Raw genomic sequence first — 25,060 nt, 5'->3', positions numbered from 1 at the left:
TTTTTAATAACGAAGCCGAGTATGGCGATGGAATAATGTATGCCCAATTGTTTTTGGACAATCCCAAAGCACAAGAAGTATATTTGAATTTTGGAGCAAGCAGTTCCATAAAGTTCTTCCTCAACGATACCGAAATTTATAGCAACAATGATGTTGACGCGACCGACATGAATGCCTTTCGAATGAAGTTTACCTTGCCACAAGGAATGAATCGTTTGTTGGTAAAAATATCCACCGATGGCTCCAACGACAATTTCTTTGTGTCGCTTTTGGACGCTCAAGGCAATGAAATTCAAGGGTTGAACAAATACAATACATTTAAACCCTATCAAAAATCTACTTTTGAGCAACTCAATCCTGTAGAATTGGAAGTGGAACATGAAGCCTTTTTTAAACAAAAAATAGCTCAGAATCCCGATAATGTGTTGTATAAAATTTTACTTTTTGAAGCCTATAACAACAACAGTAAAAACGAGTTAGCGACCGATATCATTGAGGAATTAACAAAGCTTTATCCCAAGTCTTCTTTAATACAGGTGATGCAAATTGCCAATTTGAACAATCGCGATGAAGATCAAAAGTCAGAAGAGTTGGCCAAAAATATTGAGGTCAATGATGAAGGGTATTATTACAATTTCTTGATGAAAGTGCAAGACAGCGATTGGTTGCGTGCTACCTCCATCATTGAATTGGAGAAGTTTAGAGAGAAACTGAAATCTGTTCAATCGGAAGCGATCAACACGGTTTTTGATTTTATTCTAGCGTCACGAAAATCCGATTTAAATCAAATGACTGCAAAGCTTGAAGAGTTATTTTCGAATTCAAACTACAATGAATTTTACATCACTTCCTTTATCAACGTGTATGAGCGTTTGAAAAATGATAAAAGTAAAGCCATTGCTATGATGGAGGAGATGCTTTCCAAGAGAGAAAATTTCACAGCCTTAAAGAATTTGATTTCCTACTATGACGATGCCAACCGCAAAGAAGATGTGATGCGATTGAACAAAGAAGTGTCCGACCGTTATCCTTTCCACAATGGATTGCGCGATGATTATGCCGATTTGTTAATCAAGGAAAAACGCTATGATGAAGCGATGGTAGAAATTGATCGGGCCTTGCAAAACTTCCCCTATTCATTCCGTTTGATGCAACAAAAAGGGACGATTTATAACAACCAAAACAAACTCAAAGAAGCGGAGGTGTATTTCCGTAAGTCATTGATCCACAATTCAGGGAACAGTAATTTGCGTAAACAGTTGTATGACATGACCAAAACACCGGATGAAATCGAGGAAGTGGCTTCCAAAGACATTTATGAAATTATCAAAAAACGACGCAATACGACTTTAAAAGGCGATTTTGGGGTTACCGTTTTGTTGGACGAATATATTGTTAACGTGCTTCCTGAAGGGGGGCGTAAGTCAAAAGTAACCTACCTCTATGAAATTACTTCTGAGCAAGGCATTGAGGAAATGAAAGAATACGATATGCAATCGTATCGCAATTCGCTTTTAAAGTCGGAAGTGATCAAACAAGACGGTACCATTGTCCCAGCTGAAGAGGGTAGTGGAACGTTGGTATTTACCGATTTAAAAGTAGGCGATGTGATTTTTATTCAGTATGAGCGTTATGAAAACTCGTATGGTCGTTTTTACCGCGATTTTGATGTTTCTTGCTATTTCAATAGTTTTTATCCCGCTGTTGAAGTGATTTTTGGGATAATTTATCCGCAAGATGTTCAATTTTTAACGCATTTTTCTAACGGAAATGTGACTCCAATTCAAAAGAAAATTAACGGAAGGAATCTCACCTTGTACAAACGTACCAATGTTGCCGCTATGCCATTGCAAGAACCGTATGCGGCCGACAATTCGGATTTAACCAACACGATTCGTATTGGAACGATTAAAAGTTGGAAAGAAATTTCAAACTGGTATTCTGATTTGGTAAAAAAGCAATTGAAGCAGGATAAAGTAACGCGTAAGACCTTTGCTGAGATTTTCCCGAAAGGAGTGGCTGGAATGACCCAAGAGGCCATTGCGAAGGCTATTTATACCTACATTGAAAGCAATATCAAGTACAGTTCTCAAGACTTCCGACAAAGTGGTCACGTTCCTCAAAAACCTTCCAAAACCATTACTACTAAGTTGGGCGATTGTAAAGACGTTTCCACTTTGTTTGTGGCTTTGGCAGAGCAAGCGGGTTTGAAATCCAATTTAGTTTTGGTGATGACTAATGATAACGGATTTTCTTCTATGGCTCTTCCAACCAATGAGTTCAACCATTGTATTGTGAAAGTCACTTTGGATGGCAAAGATCATTTCTTAGAATTGACCGATAAATATTTACCGTTTAAGGCGTTGCCCAGCAGTTTGTATACCGCCAATGCTTTGGTTATTTCGTTTGACAAAGCTGAAAATGAGAAGTCGCAAATTATTCGCATTCCTTTTGACAATGCCCTTCGCAATGTGGCGCGTGCCAAAACAGAAGTGACATTGGATGATAACGTAAAAACCTTTGTCAACACGTTTACCGTTGAAGGAGCCAATAAATCGTATTACAACGAGCTGTTCTCTGAAGCGACAACCGAAGATATTCGTAAAAAGCGTATTGAAGAAGATTACAACAATAAGCTGAAGAAGAATGTAACGTTCCAAAGCGCAAAATCCATTCAAAACGATACCTATGAAAAAGGAATCACTTTTGAAACGCGTTTCACCATTGCCGAGCGTTTGCAAAATGTAGGGAACTTAAAAATCACTGAGATTCCGTTTTTGGATAAAGTGTACACCCGCGATATCGTGGCACTCGATAAACGTAATTACCCGATTCAATACTTTAAGTATGAAAATTCCAATGCGTACCACAGCGAGGTTATTTTGACCATTCCTACAGGGAAGAAGTTTTCGGAGATTCCTGAGAGTAAAACCTTCCAATATAAAGGACACTCGTATAGTTTGCGTTTTGAAAGTGTGAGTCCGAATGTGTTAAAAGTAACGCGTGATGTGACCTTGGACTGGAACGACATCGATACGGCCGAATATCTCAACTACAAAAAATATGTAGAAGATGTGATTGCAGCCGAAGAGCAAATCGTAGGCTTCAAATAAAATAGAAAATCCGGAGTTAGTTGTAGCTCCGGATTTTTTTATAGGTTTTGCAAGCGATTTTTTAATAGATCAATCTCTGATAGGATGGACGCAATTTGTGCTTCTTTTTCATTGCTTTTAGCCAAATTCAGCCCTTTTTCTTCCAGAATCCCTGTGATTGCCTCTATAGCTTCAGGGTTAAAATCAATGAGGTGTAATAGTTTTATCCGGTACCAAGCGACCAGTACTGGCTGAAGTTCTATACCCAGCAATGCGGCCAATAAACGCGCTTGTGCTTGGGTGGGAATCCGGTTGCCATTTTCAAATTTATTGATTAACGCTTGGTCAATCCCCGATAGGTGGGCTAATGCTCGTGTGGATAGGCCTGAAACTTCGCGACCCTGTTTCAAAAGTTGATCCAGCATACTAAAACGCCTTTTTTAAACGGTCAATATCCCGTTGTGTATCGCGATCTTTTAAGGTTTCCCTTTTATCGTAGTTTTTCTTTCCGCGGCACAAACCAATGTCCAATTTGGCCAATCCCTTTTCATTGGTAAATAATCGAAGCGGAACGATGGTTAATCCTTTAGTTTCAACTTTTCTAGCCAGTGATTTTAATTCTTTTTTATTTAAAAGCAATTTACGCTCACTGCGCGTTTGGTGATTAAATGCAGTGCCAAACGCGTATTCTTCAATATACGTATTGATGGCAAAAAGTTCGTGTCCATGAAATTCGCAGAAGCTTTCAGCAATTTGCGCTTTTCCCAATCGAATCGACTTAATTTCTGTTCCCGTCAACACAATCCCAGCCGTGTAGGTTTCAAGGATTTCATAGTCAAATCGCGCGCGTTTATTTTGTATCGAAACTTCTTTAATCATGGGGTAAAGGTACAATAAAACCCAATAAAAAGGGAGCTATTTTACCTGAAAAAAAATAGCGAAACGATGATTAATATCAGGTTTTTGCTGCTTTGATGCGGGTACATTTATCCCGACAATTTTTAACAAAAAACAAAATAAAAAAAATTTTTTTAATAGCAGCTGTAGCCTTAATGAGTTGGAACAGAAAAGCACAAAATAAAGAATACAAAGGATTGGAAGGCACTTGGTGGGCTGGAGGTCAAATGTCATTCGCCAAAGATGACAATGGTACTTCTGAAACCACTTCGTCAACTTTTGTTCCACTCGTGGTGTTTTTCAAATTGCTTTTCAAGGTGACTTTGTTTGACCCGTTTTGACTTTTTTGTCAATAAATGGATGACCGTTGAAACATTATTTTCTTTATTCAATGCAACGTCAACGTCCAATAAACCCAATGTAGGTGACAGTACCAGTGATTTTTCAGTTAATTTCAATCCTTTTGCTTAAATCCCGGTACACGTTCCTTAGGAGGCTTGCGCGTAGGAGTGAAGTTTTTATTTTAGTTTCCTAATAATTTAGAATTATTGGTTCGTTTCGAGGAATCGAACGAGAAGGTCACCGCTTTTTGGGGTGACCTTTTTTTATACAATTGATTTAAAATTAGTAACTTCGTGAGGTAACCAACAAACAAAATTATGATTCGAAAAATTATTCCACTGTTTTTTGCGGCCCTCGTCTTTTCTACTACAGCGTGTTCTGAGGATAAAGGCTACGAAGAAATTACGATTGCCGAAACGCAACGGGAACCCATGACAGCGCAGGAAATTAAAGCAAAAATTGATGAATCTATTCAAGCTGGAATGCACTTTACATGGAAATCGGCTTCTACACGAATGGTGTGGAGTGCCATCTTAAAAGGGAATAAACTTGCTACTATCGGTTTTGGAATGACGGCGCAACAGTTTGATCGCACCAAGACATCACAATCCCAAAATTTACAAAATCAATTGGTGCAAATGATAGCGCATTATGAGGGAAAAACCAAGGAAGAAGTATTGATGTATAGCGATCCGTTTTTGAATCTTTTTGATGTGTATATTGAAAAACAAGAAACGGTTGCAGCGCTACGTCGATCGGGTTTGGTGCGTTATGTAGAACCGGCGGATTTTCGTTATTTTTCAGTATCCGATACCCAAATGGCTCCCGAGAGTTCGACGAGTTCAGGTTGTGGGTATGATGCTGAAACTTTAAATTCCGCTGATTTTTCAACCGTTACACCCAATGCTCGCGTGCCTTGGACCTTCAATCAGCATCAAATTCCTGCAGCTTGGGCACAATCGACAGGTCGTGGTATCACCATTGGAATCGTAGATACAGGGACGTCTCCTTCACAGTCTTTGTTGGGGTCTAACTTCAATAACGGTGCTTCTACAGGGCGTTCCATCCAAAAATTTGGCACCTTTGTCGATTCAATTTGGCCTTGGAGTACCACTACCGATGGACCCAACGACCGCTGTGGTCACGGCACTAGTATGGCTTGGGTAGCTGCTGGGCCACGAAACGATCGCGGATTGCCTGTTGGTGTTGCTTATAATGCCAATTTGATTACCTACCGCGCTGCTTCCAATGTGGTGCTCGATGGGTACCATGAGCAAAATGGGGTAAAAAATGCTTTTACCGCTTTGGGGAATAACCCAGCTGTTCGTATTATTTCAATGTCTATGGGACATATTTTTTCGGTAGGGCGCATTGAAGATGGCGTTCGTTATGCCCACAGTCGTGGAAAATTAATTTTCTGTGCGGGCGGAACATCAACAAGCTTTACCAATTTTGTGGGGGTCATTTTTCCGGCTTGGATGCCAGAGGTTGTAGCTGTTACAGGCGTAAAAGAAGGAACATCCAATCAGAAATGCGATGTATGTCACAGCGGAAGTGAGATTCAATTTACCGTACAAATGCAACGTTCAACATCAGGGAATACGGTTCCTATTGGCAGTTTTTATGAAAATTTATCCGATTACGTTGGGGGTTCGTCGGTAGCTACAGCCACAACTGCGGGGATTGCCGCTTTGGTTTGGTCTAAAAATCCAACATGGAACCGCGATCAGGTTTTGGCCAAAATGCGTCAGTCGGCTACTTATTTTCCAATACGGAACAGTCAATACGGATTTGGAAATATCAATGCATCGTTAGCCGTCCAATAAATAAATAAATTTCAAAAAAGAAAGGCTGTCTCCATAAAAAGACAGCCTTTTTTTATGCTTCAGCAATACCACGCCATAGTCTTATTTTTTTACCGATAAAAAATAGTACCAAACTCAGCAGAAAAATATTCATCCAATTGATTTCAAACACATGATTTTCCATCCATTGCGCATATTTGTAGTGTTTTAAGTTATGTAAATTAACGCTGTTAATCGCATTGTATTGCAACGTTAAATAGGAGTGAATTAGCAAATAGAAAATAGGAATTACTCCTGGTAATAACCATAAGAAAAGATTTAGTACAACGCCCGAATAGCCTTTGGTTCGGTTTTGCCCCACAGTGTTAAAAAACAACACACTCACAATGACAAACACGATACAATAGCCAATCCCATAGGTATAGGAGGAACTAATGATTACGCTGCAAATTCCCAAAACGATGTTGAGTATAATAACAGCAATCAAACCAATCAACCACGAACGACCCGAGGTGACCCGAAATGATAATATGAGTAGTGAAAGCCCCAACGCAAAATATACGGGGATGATTAGTGTTTCCAAATTAATATCGGGATCTTCATGAGCATCGGCCATGCGATCGTAGTTAAAATTCAAATGCTTCTCTGGCACATAATATTTGTAAAATTCTTGTTCAGTTCCCGTTTTGTCCCGAGCAATATAGCGATCGATGGTATCGCGCACCACGGTTTGATTGTTATACATAGTGGGATAATATTCATCATTGGTCAATCGAGGACCTATGGTATGACTTTTTTCGAACAAAGGGTAATCGTTGATTAAGGTAAGCCATTCATCTGCATTAATATTGGCTTCCAATTGATGTTCTTTGACAATTTTTAAATAATCGGTAAAGAGTTTTTTTAACGAATCTTTCTGTTGGGTAACCAACCATAATTTTAATTTTTCAATGGCAAGCGAGTCACTTTTTTCATCAAAAATCGTGTAACTGTTGACGTTTTTATTGAGTAGTGAAGTTTTTTTGTATTTTTTTCCACGGTACATGAAATAATTTTGCGCCTCGATGTTGGTTTCCACACTATCAACCTCCACAGTGTCGGCTACCAGAGCCTCTTCAACGACCACAGCTTCGTCAGTCTCATGGTAGGTATAGGACCCGTCCACAAAGAATGATCCTGCTCGTAACGTAGCGCATCGTTTTTCTAATTCTTCGCGCGAAAAATAACTGCGATAGCGCGTTTCTTTACCGAGATTATACCAAAAAATAGGGGAGGTAAGTCCAAAGCAAAGTAGAAAAATTAATCCCCATTCTTTAAATACATGGTATTTTGTGGTAGGGTAAAAAGATTTTAGCAAATTATTTTTAAAATAATTCACCAGCCACAAAATCAGTACGAGTAACGAAATTACTATAGAGAGTAAGACAAGCGTTGCATCGAAATCAAAAAAATTGCGATGGGTGTCCTCAAATGAAATTCCGTTGATGGCGAATCCTAATATAAAAAAACACAAATTTAACGCCAAAAGTAGGGCTCCCAAGGGAACAATCTTGGTATTCCAAAGTAGGGGATAACGCAGTAAAAGGCGTTGTTGAATCGATTTAAACATAAGGGTAAAGGAATTTAAGAAACAAAAAAGCGACGGGTAGATTGTGAAATATCTCTAAAGTAAGGCATCGGAATTTCGTGACGGGTCACCCATTCCAAAAATTGTAAACGAGTTACCGATTCAGGAAAAGTAGCGATAAATGTACCGCCGTTGAACTGCAAACTTTCTAACCCAAGGGGTTGTAATAAGTTTCCTAATTCTCCTTGTGTAAGCGAACTTTCAAATTCTATAACTAAGAAATTTTCAGGAGTTTCCTCTTCTGAATGCGCTTCCTTTCGCAGGTTTTTTTGTTCACCTTGTTTCAAAAATACGACTTGATCGGAGGTTTTTTCCACTTCATACAATTGTTGCGAACTCAGTACAATACCAATGGGTCGAAAAGGCGATTTTGCAATGCCTCTGAAATCCTCCAAAATTGTTTGTTGGGCCAAGATGTCTAAGTTGGCCAAAGGTTCGTCAATTAACAATAACTTGGGTTTTCGCAACAACATTCGGGCCAATTCAAAACGCATTTTATATCCCGATGATAAACTGTTCCAAGGGTGTAAACGATATTTTCGCAATCCCAATCGAGCGATAATCAATTGGGTCAACGGTTCAATCATTTCAGGAGCATACCCATATGAAGCAGCTGTCAAAATGAGGTTGTGATACATCGAGCCGTACCACGTATCCGTTCGTTGGGGAATGTAGACCAATTGCGTCCGTAGATCGTAGCGATCGGTGTAATTGAAATGATAGGTAATTGTTCCCCCAGTAGGTTGCAATTCACCACAAAGGCTTCGCAAAAGCGTAGTTTTACCGTTACCATTTTCTCCGACGAGTCCAACAATTTGACCTGTATACAATTCCAAGTGAATTGGTCCCAACCCAAAGCGACCAGTGCCGTAACTTTTTACTACTTCTTTTAGCGACACGAGCAATTGACGGGACGCCTGTGGTTTTTCATTTAAAAAGGCATACAGCGCATCAATCAATTGACGTATACGCGTTGTTTGCCTCACAGTATCTGATCCGTTGAGGTCCAACCAATCCAAAAATTGATTCATCTCTTGATAGAACGACAGGGTTTCTGTATCCAAAGTAAAATCAATTAATCGCTTGATAACCAAAGGATAGTCTTCAAATTTCAAATAATCCTCGATTTCTTGAAATTGTTTTTCAAATTCATTCATACAATTGGCTTAAAATTACGTTTTAACAAAGAGTATACCAAAGCGTCCCAAAAACGTCCGTTAAAGTATTCGTTTTCTATAAAATGGGCTTCTTTGACGAAACCTAGTTTTTCTATTACCTTGATGGAAGCTTCATTTTCGGGGTCAATCACTGCCTCTACGGAGTGTAAATCCAGCTGCTCAAATCCATAGATAAGCATGGCTTGAACGGCTTCTTTTGCATACCCTTTTCCTTGCGCTTTGGGAAGCAGCATATACCCAATTTCACTGCGAAAATGTTCGGGTTTTATGCGATAATGTCCTATAATTCCCAACATTTCATCGGCTTCTTTTTCAGTAATCACCCAGTTAATACCTGTTCCCTCATCGATTTTTTGTTGTATCATTTCAATCATCGTCAAGGCACTTGCTTTATCGGTAATCATCGGTCGTGGAATAAAACACATGCTCTCAGGATTACCTCGCAGCGCTACTACCGCTTCCCAATCGGAAGGACGTAATGGACGTAGACATAAACGCTGGGTTTCAAGGTGTGGAAAAGGAACAAATAGCGATGCCATGGTTTTGCTTTGTGTGAAATTAGTTAAATCCCAAGGAAAATGGCACTTTTTTTCATTTATTTGTTGTACTTAATTTTTACAAGCATGAAACGCGTATTAAAACCCCTTTTTTTGGGACTCTTGGGATTGTTTTCGACAGTGACCTTAGCCCAGCAGCAACGTCCAGAATCTATTTACGATTACAATGAAGCGTTCGGAAATCATTTTTACACCAAAAATGGAACCGATACCCGATCGGCGAGTGGGCAACCCGGACCCAAGTACTGGCAAAATCGTGCCGATTATCAAATAGCCGTTACACTTAATGCGGATTCCAAAGAAGTTTCAGGAACTGAGTTTTTGACGTATACGAACAACAGTCCTGATAAATTGGAATTTTTGTGGCTGAATTTGGATCAAAATCTATTTAAAAAAGATTCGCGCGGCAATGCGGTTATCCCCATGAAAGGTAGCCGAAACGGTGCAAAGGGTCAGGATTTTGACGGCGGTTTTCAAATCAAATCGCTAAAAATGATCACCCTAATCAACGGTAAAACGTCGGAAAAAGAGTTGTCCTTTACCATCACCGATACTCGTATGCAAATCAAATTACCCCAAGGTTTGGCAGGGAACGGAACGAAGATCAAATTAAAAATGGATTTTTCCTTTGTTTCGCCCGATTATGGGTCAGACCGTATGGGTGTTCTCGAGACCCAAAACGGTCGCATTTTTACGATGGCGCAATGGTATCCCCGCATGTGTGTGTATGACGATGTTCGCGGTTGGAATACCCATCCTTACCAAGGCGCGGGGGAGTTTTACTTGGAGTATGGTGATTTTGAAGTTTCCATCACAGCACCTTCCAACCATATCGTAGTAGCTTCTGGTGAATTATTAAATCCTAGCGAGGTATACACCCCCGAGCAAGTAAAGCGATGGAATACAGCCAAAAACAGCGATGCCACAGTAATTATTCGTGGCGCCAGTGAAATTAGCCTACCCGATTCGCGACCTACTGCAAAAAAACAACTTACGTGGAAATTTAAAATCAGTAATTCCCGCGATTTTTCCTGGGCTTCCTCCCCAGCTTTTATTATCGATGCGGCACGTATAAATTTGCCTAGTGGTAAAAAATCGTTAGCCATTTCGGCCTATCCTATAGAAAGTGATGGACAAGGCGCTTGGGCACGTTCAACCGAATATACCAAAGCTTCTATTGAAAATTATTCCAAACGCTGGTATGAATATCCCTATGCTACGGCCATCAATGTCGCCGGAAATGAAGGCGGGATGGAGTATCCTGGGATTGTTTTTTGTAGTTGGGAATCGAAAGGTGCCGATCTTTGGGGAGTGACCGATCACGAGTTTGGTCATATTTGGTTCCCCATGATTGTAGGTTCCAACGAGCGCCTATTCGCTTGGATGGATGAAGGATTGAATACATTTATCAACTCCATAAGTTCGCAAGATTTTAATAATAGCGAATACCGTCAACCCAAAGAAGATATGCATGCCGCAGCTGATATATTGATGAATCCAAGTATGGAACCTATCATGGCTGCTCCCGACAATATGCAAGAGGATAATTTAGGGATTCTAGCGTATTACAAACCGGGTGCTGGTTTGACGATGTTGCGAAATATTTTGGGTGAAGCGCGTTTTGATTTTGCGTTGCGTACATATATTGAGCGTTGGGCGTATAAGCATCCGCAACCGGAAGATTTTTTCCGTACGATGGAAAATGTGAGCGGTGAAGATTTAAGTTGGTTATGGCGCGGTTGGTTTTACAACAATTGGCGCGCCGATCAAGCCATCAAGAAAGTGCGTTATGAGAAAAACGACCCAAAGCGCGGTGCCATCGTTACGATTGCCAACTTAGAGCGTATGCCGATGCCCGTAGTCATTGAGTATAAAACGGAGTCGGGGGCCACAGGACGTCTTTCGTTACCAGTTGAGATTTGGAAACGCAATGTATATTGGACCTTCCGTATTCCTTCAACAGAAGCTTTGACCTCTATTACGTTGGATCCTGACCATGATTACCCCGATGTCAATTCAGAAAACAACACTTGGACATTACAAAAGGATGGCATTGCAAAAACAAAAGATTTTTCGGCGTATACCGGGAACTATTCAAGTGCACTAATTCCGTTGAAAATAGAGTTGACCGAAGACGATGGCAATTTGATGTTGAATGCAGCAGGGCAACCTTCGATTCCGCTTGAAGATAAAGGCAATCATTTGTTTACGTTCGAACCTGCCGAATTAAGTATTCAATTCACCGATGATAAACAAGGATTTGTGCTCACGGTGGGCAAACAAAGTTTTGGATTTACACGTGATAAATAAATAAAAAGAAACCCTCATTAATTTTTGAGGGTTTTCTTTTTTTAGGAAGTTTTGTTTTTGCGTAAAATAAAGGCGGCTAACAACGCAATCATCAATCCAAATGGGAATATCTCTGAAAACGTTATCCCAAAACGAAATAATGGATTTTTGTAGTTTTCTGCCATTTCTGAAACTTTATTTAATTCCGTTTGAAGCGCTTCGCCTGTTAAACCTGAAGCCTTGAGTTGCGCTATTTGATCGGCAGAAAATTGTTCCATGAAATTGGGAAATACCCATTGAAATTCAAGCATCCAAACTATCGTATAACTGAGCGATGCAATAACTGCAATACTAAGACCGATTTTTAGCGCTTCCAAAAAGGGGAGATGTCCTAAATGGTCTCTTTTGTAACGTTCTAATGCAAAATAAATGGCTGAGAATCCCAGCAGCATGCCTGCGAAACCAATGGCCATTGAAGCTGGTTTTTGGTTATAATGGGCATACAAAACCGTTGAGATGATCATGCATACTACAATAATTAGGGAGGCGATTATACTGTAGCGTAAAACATATTTTTTCATACGTTCTTTGTTTTTTAGTTAGGTCATGTAAACGTACAAAAAAATAGTTTAGTCAAAATAGTATTCTAAATCTAATTATTCCCAGCGGTTTACCACCTTGGTATGGGCAAATGCATCATAAATTCCTGAGCGATTTTTGTTGAGGAGTATCCAAATGAATCCAAGTCCAAAAAGCAAATAGGCTGGAACTTTAAATACATTTCGCTTGAGGGATTGTTCCCAACTTAATCGTTCATTCATTCCATTTACCACTTTGATGCCCATTAACCGTTTACCCCATGTTCCTTGCCATGGTGAGGCTTCGAGAATAAAGCAAAGCAACGTCCAAAATCCAAATGCGTGCAGGCGAATTGCGCTTCGAAGGGTGGCGTAGCCTTCAGGATTTTCTTTTTTCAAATGGACATCCCAAATTGAAAATCCGTGAACCCAATAGTAATAACATAAAACAATGATTATAATAGGAACGATGTCAACGAGGTAGGCCGCAAGACGTTTCCCAGGAGTGGCGGTGGCATAGAGTGAATATTCCATATTTTTTTGTTGAAAAGTACAAATTTAAAGGGAACAAAAAAAAACCTAACCCGCACCGAAGTGCACATTAGGTTTTCAACTAAACCAACCTTTTTAATTATGTATTATTGATTGCGGAAGACTAATTTTCCATCGAAGCTATCTAATAGGATGATGCTGTCGGTGGTGATGGTCCCGGCTAATATTTCTTTAGACAATTGATTCAAGACTTCGCGTTGGACCACCCGTTTTACAGGTCGAGCACCAAACTCGGCATCATACCCTTTGGTCGCCAAATAATCGACAGCCTCGGGAGTGGCATCCATGGTAATGTGTTGTTGCGCCAACATTTTGGTGACGTTTTTCAATTGCAAATGCACGATTTGACGAATGTTATCTTGGGTCAAAGGTGTGAACATTACAATCTCATCAATACGGTTCAAGAATTCGGGGCGCACCGTTTGTTTCAAAAGTCCTAAGACTTCGACTTTGGCCAACTCGGCTGCCGTTTCTAGGTTTCCTTTGAGGTTTTCAAACTTCTCTTGGATAATCGCACTGCCCATATTTGAAGTCATGATGATGATCGTGTTTTTGAAGTCAGCTAAGCGTCCTTTGTTGTCGGTTAAACGCCCTTCATCCAAGACTTGCAATAGGATGTTGAAGGTATCGGGATGCGCTTTTTCAATTTCGTCCAACAACACCACACTATAGGGTTTTCGGCGCACCGCTTCGGTTAATTGCCCCCCTTCATCATAGCCTACATAACCCGGAGGGGCACCTACCAAACGGCTCACGCTGTGGCGTTCTTGGTATTCACTCATGTCGATTCGGGTTATCGCATTTTCATCGTCAAAAAGGTATTCGGCAAGCGCTTTTGCCAATTCGGTTTTACCGACACCTGTAGTTCCTAAAAATAGGAAGGAGCCAATCGGTTTTTTGGCATCTTGTAATCCGGCTCGACTGCGGCGTACGGCATCACTGATGGCAGCAATGGCTTCTTCTTGACCAACGACCCGTTTGTGAAGTTCGTCTTCCAATTTCAGCAACTTATCGCGTTCGCTTTGCAGCATTTTGGTCACGGGAATGCTTGTCCATTTGGCCACCACCTCGGCGATATCATCATGGGTAACTTCCTCTTTAATCAAGGAATTACCCTTCTGATTTTCTTGTAATTGAAGTTGTAAAGCATTGAGTTGTTCTTGGGCTTCTTTGATTTTTCCATAACGCAATTCGGCTACCTTCCCGTAATCGCCTTCCCGTTCAGCTCGCTCGGCCTCCAATTTGTAATCCTCGATGTCTTGTTTTACACTTTGGATGTTTTCTACAACTTCTTTTTCCGACTTCCATTGGGCAAATATTTTATTGCGCTCTTCTTTTAAGTTGGCCAAATCCAAGCCTAACGACTTTAATTTGGTTTCGTCTTGTTCGCGTTTAATCGCCTCAATCTCGATTTCTAATTGCATGATTTTACGATCGAGCACATCCAATTCTTCGGGTTTCGAATTGATTTCCATACGCAATTTTGAAGCCGCTTCGTCCATTAAGTCAATGGCTTTATCGGGAAGGAAACGATTGGTAATGTAACGTTGAGACAGTTCTACCGCGGCAATAATCGCGTCGTCTTTGATACGAACCTTGTGATGGGTTTCGTATTTCTCTTTGATCCCGCGCAAAATAGAGATGGCACTTTCCGTATCGGGTTCGTCGACATTGACTTTTTGAAAACGGCGTTCCAAAGCTTTGTCTTTTTCAAAATACTTTTGGTATTCGTCTAAGGTTGTCGCTCCAATGGCACGGAGTTCGCCACGGGCTAAAGCCGGCTTTAATATGTTGGCAGCATCCATAGCGCCTTCGCCACCGCCGGCTCCGACTAAGGTATGGATTTCGTCAATAAACAAGACGATATCACCTTCGGCAGAGGTTACTTCCTTTACCACAGATTTCAGGCGTTCTTCAAATTCGCCTTTGTATTTTGCTCCTGCAATTAGGGCACCCATGTCGAGGGAATAGACGATTTTATCTTTCAAGTTTTCGGGTACATCGCCATCGACAATACGGTGGGCGAGTCCTTCGGCGATCGCTGTTTTTCCCACCCCGGGTTCCCCAATCAACATCGGGTTGTTTTTGGTGCGACGGGTGAGAATTTGCAGTACACGACGGATTTCTTCATCGCGACCAATCACGGGGTCGAGTTTTCCTGTTCGGGCTAACTCATTCAGGTTTTTGGCATACTTATTCAAGGCGTTGTAAGTTTCTTCCGCAGAAGCTGAAGAAACGCGTTCGCCTTTGCGTAATTCAGCAATAGCGGTTTCGAGACCTTTTTCAGTAACGCCTTGGTCTTTTAAGATTTGAGCGATTTTACTCTTGGTTTTAAAAATGGCTAGGATTAAATGTTCGATGGAAATATATTCATCGTTCATTCTTTTGGCAATGATACCCGCTTCGGTTAAAGCAGTATTGGCTTCACGGGACAGCATGATTTCACCTCCTGTTACTTTGGGGAAGCTTTGTAAGGTACTGTCTAAAATGCGTTGAAACAACTCGACATTGACGTTCAGCTTTTTCAAAAGAAAAGGCGTCACGTTCTCATCGACTTCCAAAATTCCTTTGAAAAGATGTTCGTTTTCGAGTTGTTGGTGTCCGTAGGTTTGTGCAATTTGTTGGGCTTGTTGCACGGCTTCTTGGGACTTGATGGTTAAGTTTTTTAAATTCATAATAGGGTCCTCTTGTGTGTGTTGTGGATTAAACGTTTTGAAAACGCTATGATAAGTGAGTCAATAAGTGTTCCAAGTCGGACTGGCTGTCAAGTTGGCTGATAATCAATGTTTTTTACGTTTAAAGCTGTCTTTTTGGCGTGAAACAGGGTTTCCAATGACAGTGCCCGTATTGCTTGATTTTTTGTAATTTTGAAAAAAAGCAACTATGAGTTTATTCGGATCTTTATTTGATGGAAATTCCACTGAGTCGTCTTCAGGAATCCATTGGAATCCCTTAACCGATCTTAAGGATTTAGAAATGATGCTACAAGATTCACACGAGCATCCTGTAGTGGTTTTTAAGCACAGTACCCGTTGCAGTATCAGTCGGATGGCGTTGCGTCAATTTGAATCGGATTGGAACTTGGACGGAAAAATCACACCTTATTTTTTGGATTTGTTGGAATACCGACCGATATCCAATGCGATTACGGAGCGGTTGGGTGTCGTACATCAATCGCCGCAAGTGATTGTAATTAAGGACGGGCAAGCGGTGTATGATGCATCGCATGAAGGCATAGCTGTAGCGGCTTTGGCACCGTTTGGGTAAGTGGTTTCGAAGTACATGCGTTCTTTTTTAGCCCCGATTGAAGTGGCATCTCCCGAGCTATCGGGGATAGAACGGAAAGCGGGTGGGGTGCGCTAAAAGCTATGGGGTTCTTGCTCCCAAAAATAAAAAAAGCCCAACGAAGAGCTTTAGTTTTATAAAATAATCGAAGGTTCTTGTTGGCTCAAGCAATGAAAACTACCGAGACCCCAAATCAGATCCACAGAGTTGATGCCCACGACGCGTCGGGTTGGGAAGCACTGCTGAATGATGTCCAACGCGCGATCGTCGTTTTTCAAGTCTTGGAACGTAGGTACAATGACGGTTTCGTTGGAAATGTAGAAATTGGCGTACGAAGCGGGTAGAATTTGATCCTCATAAATCACCGGTTTCGGCATAGGGAGTTCGACTACATTCAGTTGCTTGCCATTTTCCAAACGCATTTGGTGTAACAGTTTAAGGTTTTCTTGCAGAATTTCGTAGTTCGCATCGTTTCTATTTTCTTCCACAACGGTAAGTACGGTATCTTCATTGACAAAGCGCGTGATGTCGTCAATATGGCCGTCGGTGTCGTCACCGATGATGCCATCACCGAGCCAAAGAATATGGTCCACACCGTAATAGTTGTGAAGGTATTCTTCAATTTGCGCTTGGTTCAAATGCGGATTGCGGTTTTCGTTTAGTAAACAAGCGGTGGTCGTCATTAACGTGCCACGACCATTGAATTCCACACTGCCACCTTCCATGACGATACCGGGATTGAAGACAGGTAAGCCTAATTTTTCTCCAATTTTTGTCGGAATCACATCATCCAAATCAAACGGAGGATATTTACCGCCCCAGGCATTATACCCCCAATCGACAACGGCTTTTTTGGCTTCTGTTTTATGCAAAAGAAAGGCCGGACCGTGATCGCGGCACCATGCATCGTTGGTAGGATGGTGGTAAAAAGAGATGCGTGCCCAACGGTTGGCGAAATCGCTGATGGTTTGGGCGTATGTAGAAGTTTTAATTTTTTGTTCGGCGAAAGCTTGCATGACCGCATCGGCAACGTTAATACAGACGCGTTGGTGCGAAGCTACTTGCAAAATAAATTCCGCATAAGGATCAAAAATGGTATGCATTTTACCCGGCCACGATTCTTCTTTATGCGGCCACGAGAGCCAAAGGGCATCTTGAGGTTCAAATTCCGCAGGAAAGTAATAGCCTAATGCTTTTGGGGTCTCCAAATTAGTCTTCATCGATAAAACGTTTGGTTATCGGAGCATAGCTATCAATGCGGCGGTCTCTTAGGAATGGCCAGTGCATGCGGAAATAATCGGATTGGTTTAAATCTAAAGGTACGACCGTAGTTTCTTCTTGGTCGTGTGTCCCTAAGTACAATAATTTTCCTTGACCGTTGGCGACAAAACTTCCGCCCCAGAATTTCATGGCGCCATTTTGTTCAAAGCCTACACGGTTAACGCTGACTACGGGAACACCGTTGGCTACGGCATGCGAACGTTGAATGGTTTGCCAAGCGTTGTATTGGTCTTGGTTGATTTCTTCGTCTTGATCGGTGGCCCAACCGATGGCAGTGGGGTAGAACAAGATTTCGGCACCCATCAATGCCGTAATACGACTCGCTTCGGGGTACCATTGGTCCCAACAAATTAAGATACCGATTTTGGCAAATTTCGTTTGGAATATTTTGTATCCTAAGTCGCCTGGTGTGAAATAGAATTTTTCGTAAAAAGCAGGATCGTCGGGAATATGCATTTTGCGGTATTTTCCGAGGTAGGTTCCGTCGGCATCCAATACAGCTGTTGTATTATGGTAAATACCGTGGGTGCGTTTTTCAAATAGAGAAGCGATAATGACGACACCAAGCTCCTTAGCTACTTCAGAAAGCGCATCGGTACTAGGTCCTGGAATGGCTTCGGCCAATTGGAAGTTGTCGTAATCTTCGACATCACAAAAATATAAGGAAGTAAATAATTCCTGAAGACAAACAATTTGAGCGCCTTTTTCGGCGGCCACACGCACTTCGCGAATTGCTTTTTCAAGGTTGGCCGCTTTATCGTACGTACACGACATTTGTACCAAACCTACATTTACATTTGCCATAGTATTTGAAAAATTTTTGCAAAAATAGCTAAAAATAAAACGTGAATCGGGGAAGCTTTTCTTTTGTGTTTATTTTCGGTCAGGATAGATGAGTCCCATCAACAAGCTAACTGCTATGCACATAATAATATTCATTGGGGAAGGCGAAACGCTGAACTCATTTAGGGCATCTATTTCAAAAAAGAATTGAAACAAGAAATGGGTAGCATCATAAGCACAGGTGCCACAAAAAACTTCCGTGCATAGTACAAAATTTAGTACTTGTAATACGGAGAAAGTAATGCCGCTGATGATGATTTTTCGTATCAAAGGGATTTTTTGGATTAGTTTCGCAAACGATGGCGACTGATAATTTCTTTTAATTTGTTTTTTAGATTTTGTCCCGAATCAGCAACCATTTGTTCATTACTTGGAAAAGGAACCGCTACCCGTTCGAAAAAGGGAAGATAGTTGTTTTCACAGGCTTGTTTGTTGCCTTTGTAACGGGCATAAATATGTTCGAAGACAAATTCACTACTCAACGGATAGGTGTTGAGCAATTGATTGGTTTTTAGGTCCAAATAGTCAATTTTGGCAGTGACTTGAACCGTTTTGAACTGACGAAATTCAAAAATCGTAATCGATACGTTTTTCATATTATCGACCATCACGAAATTTTCTTGTTGGTCTTTCACGGGATTGCCATTGGCATCCAAAAGTCTTTTTTGCCCGTCTTTAATTTGCTTTTCCTTTACAAATTCGCGTTCTTTCACTTGTTCAGGAGAAATGTTGATGGCTCTAAAATTGACCAAAATTCCATAATCATAGGTAATTCCTTTCACGCGATTACTGTGGTATACTGTCCACGGATCATTGAGCCCCATGGTGCTAAAGTCCAACAAATCATTTTCCAAGCGAATTGGAATGACCATTTGCGTTTCATTTTTTGTATATACATGAACGTAGTCGGTTCCCTTTTGACGCGCCTCGTCGATTAATTGGGCGCTGTCTTTAAATCCGGGGCTAAGTTCTTGTAAATAGATAAGGTCGTCGAAAGCCCGACGAAAATTGATTTTATCTCGAGTTGCAAGCAGTGCTTTAGCATTGTCATAAAGGTGTTTGGCTAGCGCATTTTTGCTGCTCACGATTTCATCACTGTAGTTATCAAAATCAAAGGTGGCATTTCGGTTTTGACTGATTACTCGTAGTGGCAATAAGGGTTTGATGCGTTCCTGCCGTTGGTGCAAGGCGACATAGGTGTTGTAAATCTTTTCAGTATTGGAAGGATTGGCCTCTTTAAACCAAAGTTCTATTTGTTGCAAATCGCGTGCTTTGGCTTTGGCAAAGGCTTCTTCGAGAAAAAGTACATAGTCTTGTTTTTCTTTGGCGTCTTTTCGTTGGCGTAAGTTGTCTATTGCAATAGTAATAGCTTCATCGTAATTTCCCTCGGCTAAAGCGTTTTCCGTTTGGCGAACACCACAACTTACAACTAAAAAGAAGGTAATAAAAAATGCACTAATTTTTTTCATGGTTTTTATACGTTAAAAGGCAACGCAGGTAAAAGTTTACTGCTGCATTCTCCAAAGCCTATTCGAACCCGTTCATTTTGACAATACCCGCGAAGGATGACGGTATCGTTATCTTGAATAAATTTTCGTTCAGAACCATCGTTGAGGCGTAATGGATTTTTTCCACCCCAGGTTAGTTCTAACATAGAGCCGAAGCTATCTTCTTTGGGGCCTGAAATAGTTCCGCTTCCCATCATGTCGCCAGAATTGACGCGGCATCCGTTGATGGTATGATGCGCGAGTTGCTGTGCCATGGTCCAATACATAAATTTAAAATTGGAACGGGAAATAACAGTTTCACTGCTGTTTTCAGGTTGCAAAGCCACTTCCAAATGAATGTCGAAAGCATGATTTCCTTCTTGCTGCAAATAGGGTAACGGTTTTGGGTTTTGTGCTGGACTGGCTACGCGAAAGGGTTCAAGCGCATCCATGATCACAATCCAAGGTGAAATAGAGGAGGCAAAGTTTTTGGCCAAGAAGGGGCCCAACGGTACATATTCCCATTTTTGGATATCGCGCGCACTCCAATCGTTGAAAAGTACCATTCCAAAAATATAATCTTCAGCTTCTTTTACAGGTACGGGTTCTCCCATTATATTCGCATCGGTAGTAATGAATGCCATTTCTAATTCAAAATCAACCAATTTGGAAGGGCCAAAAACAGGCGTAGTCGCTTCGGCGGGAAGCGTTTGACCTAATGGTCTGTGCACGGGTACTCCTGAAGGAATGATGGTGGAACTGCGTCCATGGTATCCTACTGGGATGTGAAGCCAGTTGGGGAGCAATGCATTTTCGGGATCGCGAAACATTTTTCCTACGTTGGTGGCATGCTCTTTACTGCTGTAAAAATCGGTGTAATCACCAATTTGTACTGGAAGCAACATTTCTACATCTTGCACATTAAAAATCACAATCTTGCGCTGTTCAACATTGTCACGTAAGGTAGGATTGTTAATTTCAAATAAATCAGAGATACGGTTACGTACTTGACGCCAAGTCTTTTTTCCATAAGAAATAAAATCATTTAAGGAGTCTTGTAGAAACATATCGTCGGGGAGTCCCAAGTCGTTAAAATAGCCTAATTGCTGCAGCGCACCCATATCTATAGCGAAATCCCCAATTCGTGTTCCAATAGTGATGACATCTTCTTTGGTTAAAAAAACACCAAAAGGAATATTTTGAATGGGAAAGTCGCTGTTTTCGGGAACAGTAAGCCAAGTTTTTCGATCGGGGTTATTTGCGTAATGCGGCATAAGTACGATGTTGATTTGTTGTTGAAAAATTTACAACCAAATATAGATGTTCCAATCTATTTGACCAACAGAATTTGTAATTTTGGGGAGCTTTAATGAAAAACCCTTAAAAAATGCAACGAGACGAACAAATCTTCGATTTAATCCTGGACGAACAGGACCGACAAGTACATGGAATTGAGCTGATTGCTTCCGAGAATTTCGTAAGTGATCAAGTGATGGAGGCAGCAGGCTCCTGTTTGACCAATAAATATGCTGAGGGTTATCCTGGAAAACGATACTATGGAGGATGTGAAGTTGTTGATATTGTGGAGCAAATTGCAATTGATCGTGCCAAAGCCTTGTTTGGTGCCGCCTATGTGAATGTACAGCCGCATTCGGGCTCGCAAGCGAATACCGCAGTTTTTGCCGCTTGTTTAAAGCCCGGAGATACAATTTTGGGATTTGATTTATCGCATGGAGGGCACTTGACGCATGGTTCTCCAGTGAATTTTTCAGGAAAGTTATACCGCCCCGTTTTTTATGGTGTGGACCAAGAAACGGGATTATTGAATTACGATAAAATTCAAGAGATTGCCTTAAGAGAGAAACCCAAAATGATTATTGCAGGTGCTTCAGCGTATTCGAGAGATATGGATTTCAAGCGGTTCCGTGAAATCGCCGATAGTGTTGGTGCTTTATTATTGGCCGATATTTCACATCCCGCGGGTTTGATTGCCAAAGGTTTATTAAACGATCCGATTCCACACTGCCATATCGTGACGACGACAACCCACAAAACCTTACGCGGACCTCGTGGCGGGATGATTATGATGGGGAACGATTTTGAAAATCCATGGGGCTTGACCACTCCAAAAGGGGAGATTCGTATGATGTCGCATGTGCTGGACATGTCCGTTTTTCCTGGAAACCAAGGCGGTCCATTAATGCATATCATTGCAGCCAAAGCGGTTGCGTTTGGGGAAGCGTTGACTGACGAATTTTTTAGATATACTTTACAAGTTCAAAAAAATGCCCAAGCCATGGCTAATGCCTTTGTTGAAAGAGGGTATCATTTAATTTCAGGGGGTACCGACAATCACATGATGTTGATTGATTTGCGCAACAAAGGAATCAGCGGAAAAGATGCCGAAAATGCATTGGTAAAAGCCGATATCACGGTAAATAAAAACATGGTACCTTTTGACGATAAGTCCCCATTTGTAACCTCTGGAATACGTGTGGGAACTCCTGCTATCACTACTCGTGGTTTGGTAGAGGCTGATATGGAAAATGTGGTTGATTTTATAGATCGCGTTTTGATGAACCCAACTGATGAAGCTGTTATTGCGAAAGTAGCTGAAGAGGTAAATGCCTTGATGGGGGAACGCGCTATGTTCGTCTTCTAATTATTAATAACTATCATAAATTTATTAATAACTTTTATTTTAATGTTAATAACGTGTTAATAACTACCGTTGTTGGGGATGTCCGACAGCGGTTTTTTCTTTAATTTTAGGGTGATTTTCACCTATTTTCATTAATGAAAAACCCTAAAAAACACACTCTTCATCGGTTGTTAATAACATTGCTTTTTGCAGGCCAATTGGTGATTGCGCAAGAGAGCCAAAAAACACATGTAGTTGCTGAGGGTGAGACACTTGCCAAAGTAGCGCAGCGGTACAAGGTGACCCCTTATGATATAATCAAATTAAATCCCAATGCAGCGCAAGGAGTGAAGGTTAATGATGTGTTGGTCATCCCTAAATCGGTAGTTGTTGAGAGCTCCAAAGAAGTCAAGAATGTCGAGGAAAGCAAGAATATTCTTTCACAAAAATCAACTACTATTGAGGGGAAGTCACAAAATCTTTCAAGTGAATTCAAAAGTCATATTGTACAGCCTGGAGAAACTAAGTTTGGTTTAGGGAAGTTGTATGGGATTAGTATTTCGACTTTAGAGGAGCAAAATTCGCATATTGTTCAGGGACTCCAAGCGGGGCATGTGTTAAAAGTGAAAGGGACGACTTCGTATCAGCAAGATTTGTCTTCGTACCGACGTCAGGCTCAAAGTAAGAACCTTCGTGATTACACCGTGTTGAAAGGGGAGACGCTGTTTGGCTTATCGAAGCGGTTTGCTATTTCGTTGGCTGACTTGATGGCGATGAATCAGGAGCGGATTGTGGGGGTTTTAAAAGAAGGGCAGTTGCTGTATGTTCCTGCTGACCAAAATACAAATGACAAGCAGATATGGCATGAAGTAGTAGCTGGCGAAACTAAGTTTGGATTGTCGCGTCGTTATAAGGTGACCATAATTGCTCTTGAGTCAACTAATCCGCAAATTGTACGCATGTTACAAACGGGACAGCGCATACGTATTCCGGTTGAATCAGCGACAGGTGTTGCTGAAGCAATAGAAAATACAGTTGTTGAAACTGTACAACAAGATTCAAAAAAGGATGTTATTTCCCCAAAAGTTAAAACAATCGTTGCTGAAAATCCGATTTCTGCTCCCGCGGAAACCAAAATCACCACCGAAACTGTTAAAGCAACTGATGTTGTTCCAATGGAAACTGTGTCCCATCCTGTGGAAACTTCAGGGCGCTTAAATCGTGATGATTTGGAGGATTATACGATTCAACCTAAAGAGACTTTATTTGGTTTGTCGAAACGAGCCAATATGAAGATCATGGATTTTTTAGAGCTGAATCCCTTGCTTGCCAAAGGAGTACAAATTGGTATGGTGATAAAAATGCCTAAAGGCGCTCTTGCAATCGTTCAAGATACCCCAAACACAGTTGCATCCTCAGCGGCTGAAGATGCTCCAGTTTCAGGGGTAGTTTCATCAAAAGAAGTGCCAAGTCCGCCCCAAGAAAGTGTCGGCACAAAAGAGATCTCCGCAATAATTGAGTATAAGGATGTGCTAAAAACAGCTGATCTTACTTTGGTGAAGCGATTTGCTTTTATGGTTTCTTTTTCCGAAGCCGATTGGCAACGTGCGAAGCAAACATTTCCCGATATTCAAATTAGTGATGAAAGTTCCCGACTCGAGATTATGTATAATATGGGGGTTCAAAAAGCACTGGATTCATTAAATACATTAGGATATACGATTTCTTCAAAAATGATTCATGCGGAAGGAGCTAAAAAATCTTTTGATTTAAAGAAAATGACCGCTGATCGCGTTTGGAAAGGAATGGATGCTGCTTTTTTAAGTGGTAATTGTTCTATTGAAAAAATGGCATTTCTGCCAATACCATTGATTACTGAGGTAGAAGTAGAAGGGTTAAAATCCAAAAAAGTTGTAGCCATTCAACCCGAAATGAAAGTGAGAGATCGGGTGCTTGATGTATTAGTGCCCTTAAATGCCAATGTGATTGTGGTGAGCAGTTTTACGGATGAAAATAAAAAACAGCAAGTGCTCAAAAAATTGCCTCTAGCCCAATACGTAATGGTTTCTGAACGAACAGGATTGGATAATGAGGATTTAAAACGGTTGTTGGTGAAAGGCAAAATGAATATAATTATCTTGGAAACCACCAAGAATAGCATGATTATTAGCGCAACCAATACCTTGCTCAATGCCGTAACCGATTACAATATTCAAGTAGCTTTGTTGGAACCAAATTTGATTGATTACTATAAAAACATTTCCCCGCTTCGCATGAATATTTTGCGAACCTTGTATCCAACTTACGCTCCAGTAGATAAAAATCAGTCCTATTTAAATTTTGTAGCGAACTACCGAAAAGTATATCGCGATGATCCCGATTCAGTCTACATGCAAGGATTTGATATTGTATTTGATACCGCTTTACGAATGGCGCAAGCGCAAGGGTTGTCCCATTCATTGCAACACGATAAAACAAAACAAACACTTCTTCAATTTGAGTATGATTCAAAGAGTCTAGATCACTACGAGAATCGTACTATTTTCCTTTTTCAAAGAGAAATTAATGGTGCTATAAAAGAAATCAAACCTTGATAAAAGCGATGA

The 25,060-nt window shown here is 40.9% G+C and carries 20 protein-coding genes; 7 read left to right on the top strand and 13 right to left on the bottom strand.

What is annotated here, in order from left to right; all coding sequences use genetic code 11:
- The coding region (locus tag Q0037_RS02100) for a transglutaminase domain-containing protein (RefSeq protein ID WP_297514727.1) at positions 1-3,113 on the top strand (3,113 nt) is incomplete at its 5' end.
- Between the two features lie 38 nt (positions 3,114-3,151).
- Here the strand turns inward: Q0037_RS02100 and Q0037_RS02095 are convergent.
- Both Q0037_RS02095 and smpB read right to left on the bottom strand, forming a co-directional pair.
- Positions 3,152-3,517, bottom strand: coding sequence for a helix-turn-helix transcriptional regulator (locus tag Q0037_RS02095; protein ID WP_297514721.1), 366 nt, complete (start codon positions 3,515-3,517; stop codon positions 3,152-3,154).
- A gap of 1 nt (position 3,518) precedes the next feature.
- Complete coding sequence (smpB, locus tag Q0037_RS02090) at positions 3,519-3,971, bottom strand: SsrA-binding protein SmpB (protein WP_297514718.1); 453 nt, start codon at positions 3,969-3,971, stop codon at positions 3,519-3,521.
- A 173-nt stretch (positions 3,972-4,144) separates the two neighbouring features.
- Between smpB and Q0037_RS02085 the strand changes: the two genes are divergently transcribed.
- A complete protein-coding gene (locus Q0037_RS02085; protein WP_297514714.1) occupies positions 4,145-4,330 on the top strand; it encodes a hypothetical protein in 186 nt (61 codons plus the stop codon).
- 318 nt (positions 4,331-4,648) lie between these two features.
- Positions 4,649-6,157 (top strand): S8 family serine peptidase, encoded by a 1,509-nt coding sequence (locus Q0037_RS02080; protein ID WP_297514710.1) that lies wholly within the window; start codon positions 4,649-4,651, stop codon positions 6,155-6,157.
- A gap of 52 nt (positions 6,158-6,209) precedes the next feature.
- Here Q0037_RS02080 and Q0037_RS02075 read toward each other — a convergent pair whose 3' ends face one another.
- The 3 genes from Q0037_RS02075 to Q0037_RS02065 are packed head-to-tail and all read right to left on the bottom strand — an operon-like array spanning position 6,210 to position 9,480.
- Complete coding sequence (locus Q0037_RS02075; RefSeq protein ID WP_297514706.1) at positions 6,210-7,745, bottom strand: hypothetical protein; 1,536 nt, start codon at positions 7,743-7,745, stop codon at positions 6,210-6,212.
- Between the two features lie 14 nt (positions 7,746-7,759).
- On the bottom strand, positions 7,760-8,920 hold the full coding sequence (locus tag Q0037_RS02070; RefSeq protein WP_297514704.1) for an ATP-binding cassette domain-containing protein: 1,161 nt from the start codon (positions 8,918-8,920) through the stop codon (positions 7,760-7,762).
- The gene (locus tag Q0037_RS02065; protein ID WP_297514702.1) at positions 8,917-9,480 is read right to left on the bottom strand and encodes a GNAT family N-acetyltransferase; all 564 of its coding nucleotides are present in this window, start codon (positions 9,478-9,480) and stop codon (positions 8,917-8,919) included. Before Q0037_RS02065 ends, Q0037_RS02070 begins: the two co-directional genes overlap by 4 nt.
- Positions 9,481-9,564: 84 nt before the next feature.
- Between Q0037_RS02065 and Q0037_RS02060 the strand changes: the two genes are divergently transcribed.
- Positions 9,565-11,808: a M1 family metallopeptidase gene (locus Q0037_RS02060; protein WP_297514699.1), complete on the top strand. Its 2,244-nt coding sequence runs from the start codon at positions 9,565-9,567 to the stop codon at positions 11,806-11,808.
- 41 nt (positions 11,809-11,849) lie between these two features.
- On the opposite strand, the gene Q0037_RS02055 is transcribed toward Q0037_RS02060, so the two are convergent.
- The 3 genes from Q0037_RS02055 to clpB all read right to left on the bottom strand — a co-directional run bounded on the left by Q0037_RS02055 (position 11,850) and on the right by clpB (position 15,592).
- Positions 11,850-12,368 (bottom strand): DUF4199 domain-containing protein, encoded by a 519-nt coding sequence (locus Q0037_RS02055; RefSeq protein ID WP_297514696.1) that lies wholly within the window; start codon positions 12,366-12,368, stop codon positions 11,850-11,852.
- Between the two features lie 75 nt (positions 12,369-12,443).
- A complete protein-coding gene (locus tag Q0037_RS02050) occupies positions 12,444-12,899 on the bottom strand; it encodes an RDD family protein (protein ID WP_297514690.1) in 456 nt (151 codons plus the stop codon).
- A 104-nt stretch (positions 12,900-13,003) separates the two neighbouring features.
- Positions 13,004-15,592, bottom strand: a complete 2,589-nt coding sequence (gene clpB / locus Q0037_RS02045) for an ATP-dependent chaperone ClpB (RefSeq protein ID WP_297514687.1) — start codon at positions 15,590-15,592, stop codon at positions 13,004-13,006.
- A 208-nt stretch (positions 15,593-15,800) separates the two neighbouring features.
- Between clpB and ytxJ the strand changes: the two genes are divergently transcribed.
- Positions 15,801-16,184 carry a bacillithiol system redox-active protein YtxJ gene (ytxJ, locus tag Q0037_RS02040; protein ID WP_297514682.1) on the top strand — a complete coding sequence of 128 codons (384 nt, stop codon included), beginning with the start codon at positions 15,801-15,803 and terminating at the stop codon, positions 16,182-16,184.
- Between the two features lie 152 nt (positions 16,185-16,336).
- Here the strand turns inward: ytxJ and Q0037_RS02035 are convergent, their stop codons facing one another.
- The 5 genes from Q0037_RS02035 to fahA form a co-directional block, all read right to left on the bottom strand.
- A complete protein-coding gene (locus Q0037_RS02035; protein WP_297514680.1) occupies positions 16,337-17,422 on the bottom strand; it encodes an agmatine/peptidylarginine deiminase in 1,086 nt (361 codons plus the stop codon).
- The gene (locus tag Q0037_RS02030) at positions 17,412-18,287 is read right to left on the bottom strand and encodes a carbon-nitrogen hydrolase (protein WP_297514677.1); all 876 of its coding nucleotides are present in this window, start codon (positions 18,285-18,287) and stop codon (positions 17,412-17,414) included. The genes Q0037_RS02035 and Q0037_RS02030 overlap by 11 nt, the downstream gene beginning before the upstream one ends.
- 69 nt (positions 18,288-18,356) lie before the next feature.
- Entirely contained in the window at positions 18,357-18,596 is a 240-nt protein-coding gene (locus tag Q0037_RS02025) for a hypothetical protein (protein WP_297514668.1), read from the bottom strand.
- 14 nt (positions 18,597-18,610) lie between these two features.
- Positions 18,611-19,795 (bottom strand): hypothetical protein, encoded by a 1,185-nt coding sequence (locus tag Q0037_RS02020; protein ID WP_297514665.1) that lies wholly within the window; start codon positions 19,793-19,795, stop codon positions 18,611-18,613.
- Positions 19,796-19,800: 5 nt separating this feature from the next.
- Positions 19,801-21,087: a fumarylacetoacetase gene (fahA, locus tag Q0037_RS02015; protein WP_297514662.1), complete on the bottom strand. Its 1,287-nt coding sequence runs from the start codon at positions 21,085-21,087 to the stop codon at positions 19,801-19,803.
- Positions 21,088-21,200: 113 nt separating this feature from the next.
- On the opposite strand from fahA, the gene glyA reads away from it, so the two are divergent.
- Together glyA and Q0037_RS02005 are read left to right on the top strand one after the other, a co-directional pair.
- Positions 21,201-22,475 carry a serine hydroxymethyltransferase gene (gene glyA, locus Q0037_RS02010; protein WP_297514660.1) on the top strand — a complete coding sequence of 425 codons (1,275 nt, stop codon included), beginning with the start codon at positions 21,201-21,203 and terminating at the stop codon, positions 22,473-22,475.
- A 134-nt stretch (positions 22,476-22,609) separates the two neighbouring features.
- On the top strand, positions 22,610-25,048 hold the full coding sequence (locus tag Q0037_RS02005; RefSeq protein WP_297514657.1) for a LysM peptidoglycan-binding domain-containing protein: 2,439 nt from the start codon (positions 22,610-22,612) through the stop codon (positions 25,046-25,048).
- Positions 25,049-25,060: the final 12 nt, after the last annotated feature.

Source organism: Flavobacterium sp. (assembly GCF_027482425.1).
Lineage (GTDB): Bacteria > Bacteroidota > Bacteroidia > Flavobacteriales > Flavobacteriaceae > Flavobacterium.
This window is presented reverse-complemented; position numbering and strand designations above follow the sequence as displayed.

Coding starts and splice junctions, on each gene's coding strand:
- smpB (WP_297514718.1), bottom strand. CDS start 3,971: ATGATTAAAGAAGTTTCGATACAAAATAAACGCGCGCGATTTGACTAT.
- Q0037_RS02065 (WP_297514702.1), bottom strand. CDS start 9,480: ATGGCATCGCTATTTGTTCCTTTTCCACACCTTGAAACCCAGCGTTTA.
- Q0037_RS02095 (WP_297514721.1), bottom strand. CDS start 3,517: ATGCTGGATCAACTTTTGAAACAGGGTCGCGAAGTTTCAGGCCTATCC.
- Q0037_RS02070 (WP_297514704.1), bottom strand. CDS start 8,920: ATGAATGAATTTGAAAAACAATTTCAAGAAATCGAGGATTATTTGAAA.
- Q0037_RS02030 (WP_297514677.1), bottom strand. CDS start 18,287: ATGGCAAATGTAAATGTAGGTTTGGTACAAATGTCGTGTACGTACGAT.
- Q0037_RS02020 (WP_297514665.1), bottom strand. CDS start 19,795: ATGAAAAAAATTAGTGCATTTTTTATTACCTTCTTTTTAGTTGTAAGT.
- clpB (WP_297514687.1), bottom strand. CDS start 15,592: ATGAATTTAAAAAACTTAACCATCAAGTCCCAAGAAGCCGTGCAACAA.
- Q0037_RS02035 (WP_297514680.1), bottom strand. CDS start 17,422: ATGAAGACTAATTTGGAGACCCCAAAAGCATTAGGCTATTACTTTCCT.
- Q0037_RS02075 (WP_297514706.1), bottom strand. CDS start 7,745: ATGTTTAAATCGATTCAACAACGCCTTTTACTGCGTTATCCCCTACTT.
- Q0037_RS02060 (WP_297514699.1), top strand. CDS start 9,565: ATGAAACGCGTATTAAAACCCCTTTTTTTGGGACTCTTGGGATTGTTT.
- Q0037_RS02005 (WP_297514657.1), top strand. CDS start 22,610: ATGAAAAACCCTAAAAAACACACTCTTCATCGGTTGTTAATAACATTG.
- Q0037_RS02085 (WP_297514714.1), top strand. CDS start 4,145: ATGAGTTGGAACAGAAAAGCACAAAATAAAGAATACAAAGGATTGGAA.
- glyA (WP_297514660.1), top strand. CDS start 21,201: ATGCAACGAGACGAACAAATCTTCGATTTAATCCTGGACGAACAGGAC.
- Q0037_RS02055 (WP_297514696.1), bottom strand. CDS start 12,368: ATGAAAAAATATGTTTTACGCTACAGTATAATCGCCTCCCTAATTATT.
- Q0037_RS02080 (WP_297514710.1), top strand. CDS start 4,649: ATGATTCGAAAAATTATTCCACTGTTTTTTGCGGCCCTCGTCTTTTCT.
- ytxJ (WP_297514682.1), top strand. CDS start 15,801: ATGAGTTTATTCGGATCTTTATTTGATGGAAATTCCACTGAGTCGTCT.
- fahA (WP_297514662.1), bottom strand. CDS start 21,087: ATGCCGCATTACGCAAATAACCCCGATCGAAAAACTTGGCTTACTGTT.
- Q0037_RS02050 (WP_297514690.1), bottom strand. CDS start 12,899: ATGGAATATTCACTCTATGCCACCGCCACTCCTGGGAAACGTCTTGCG.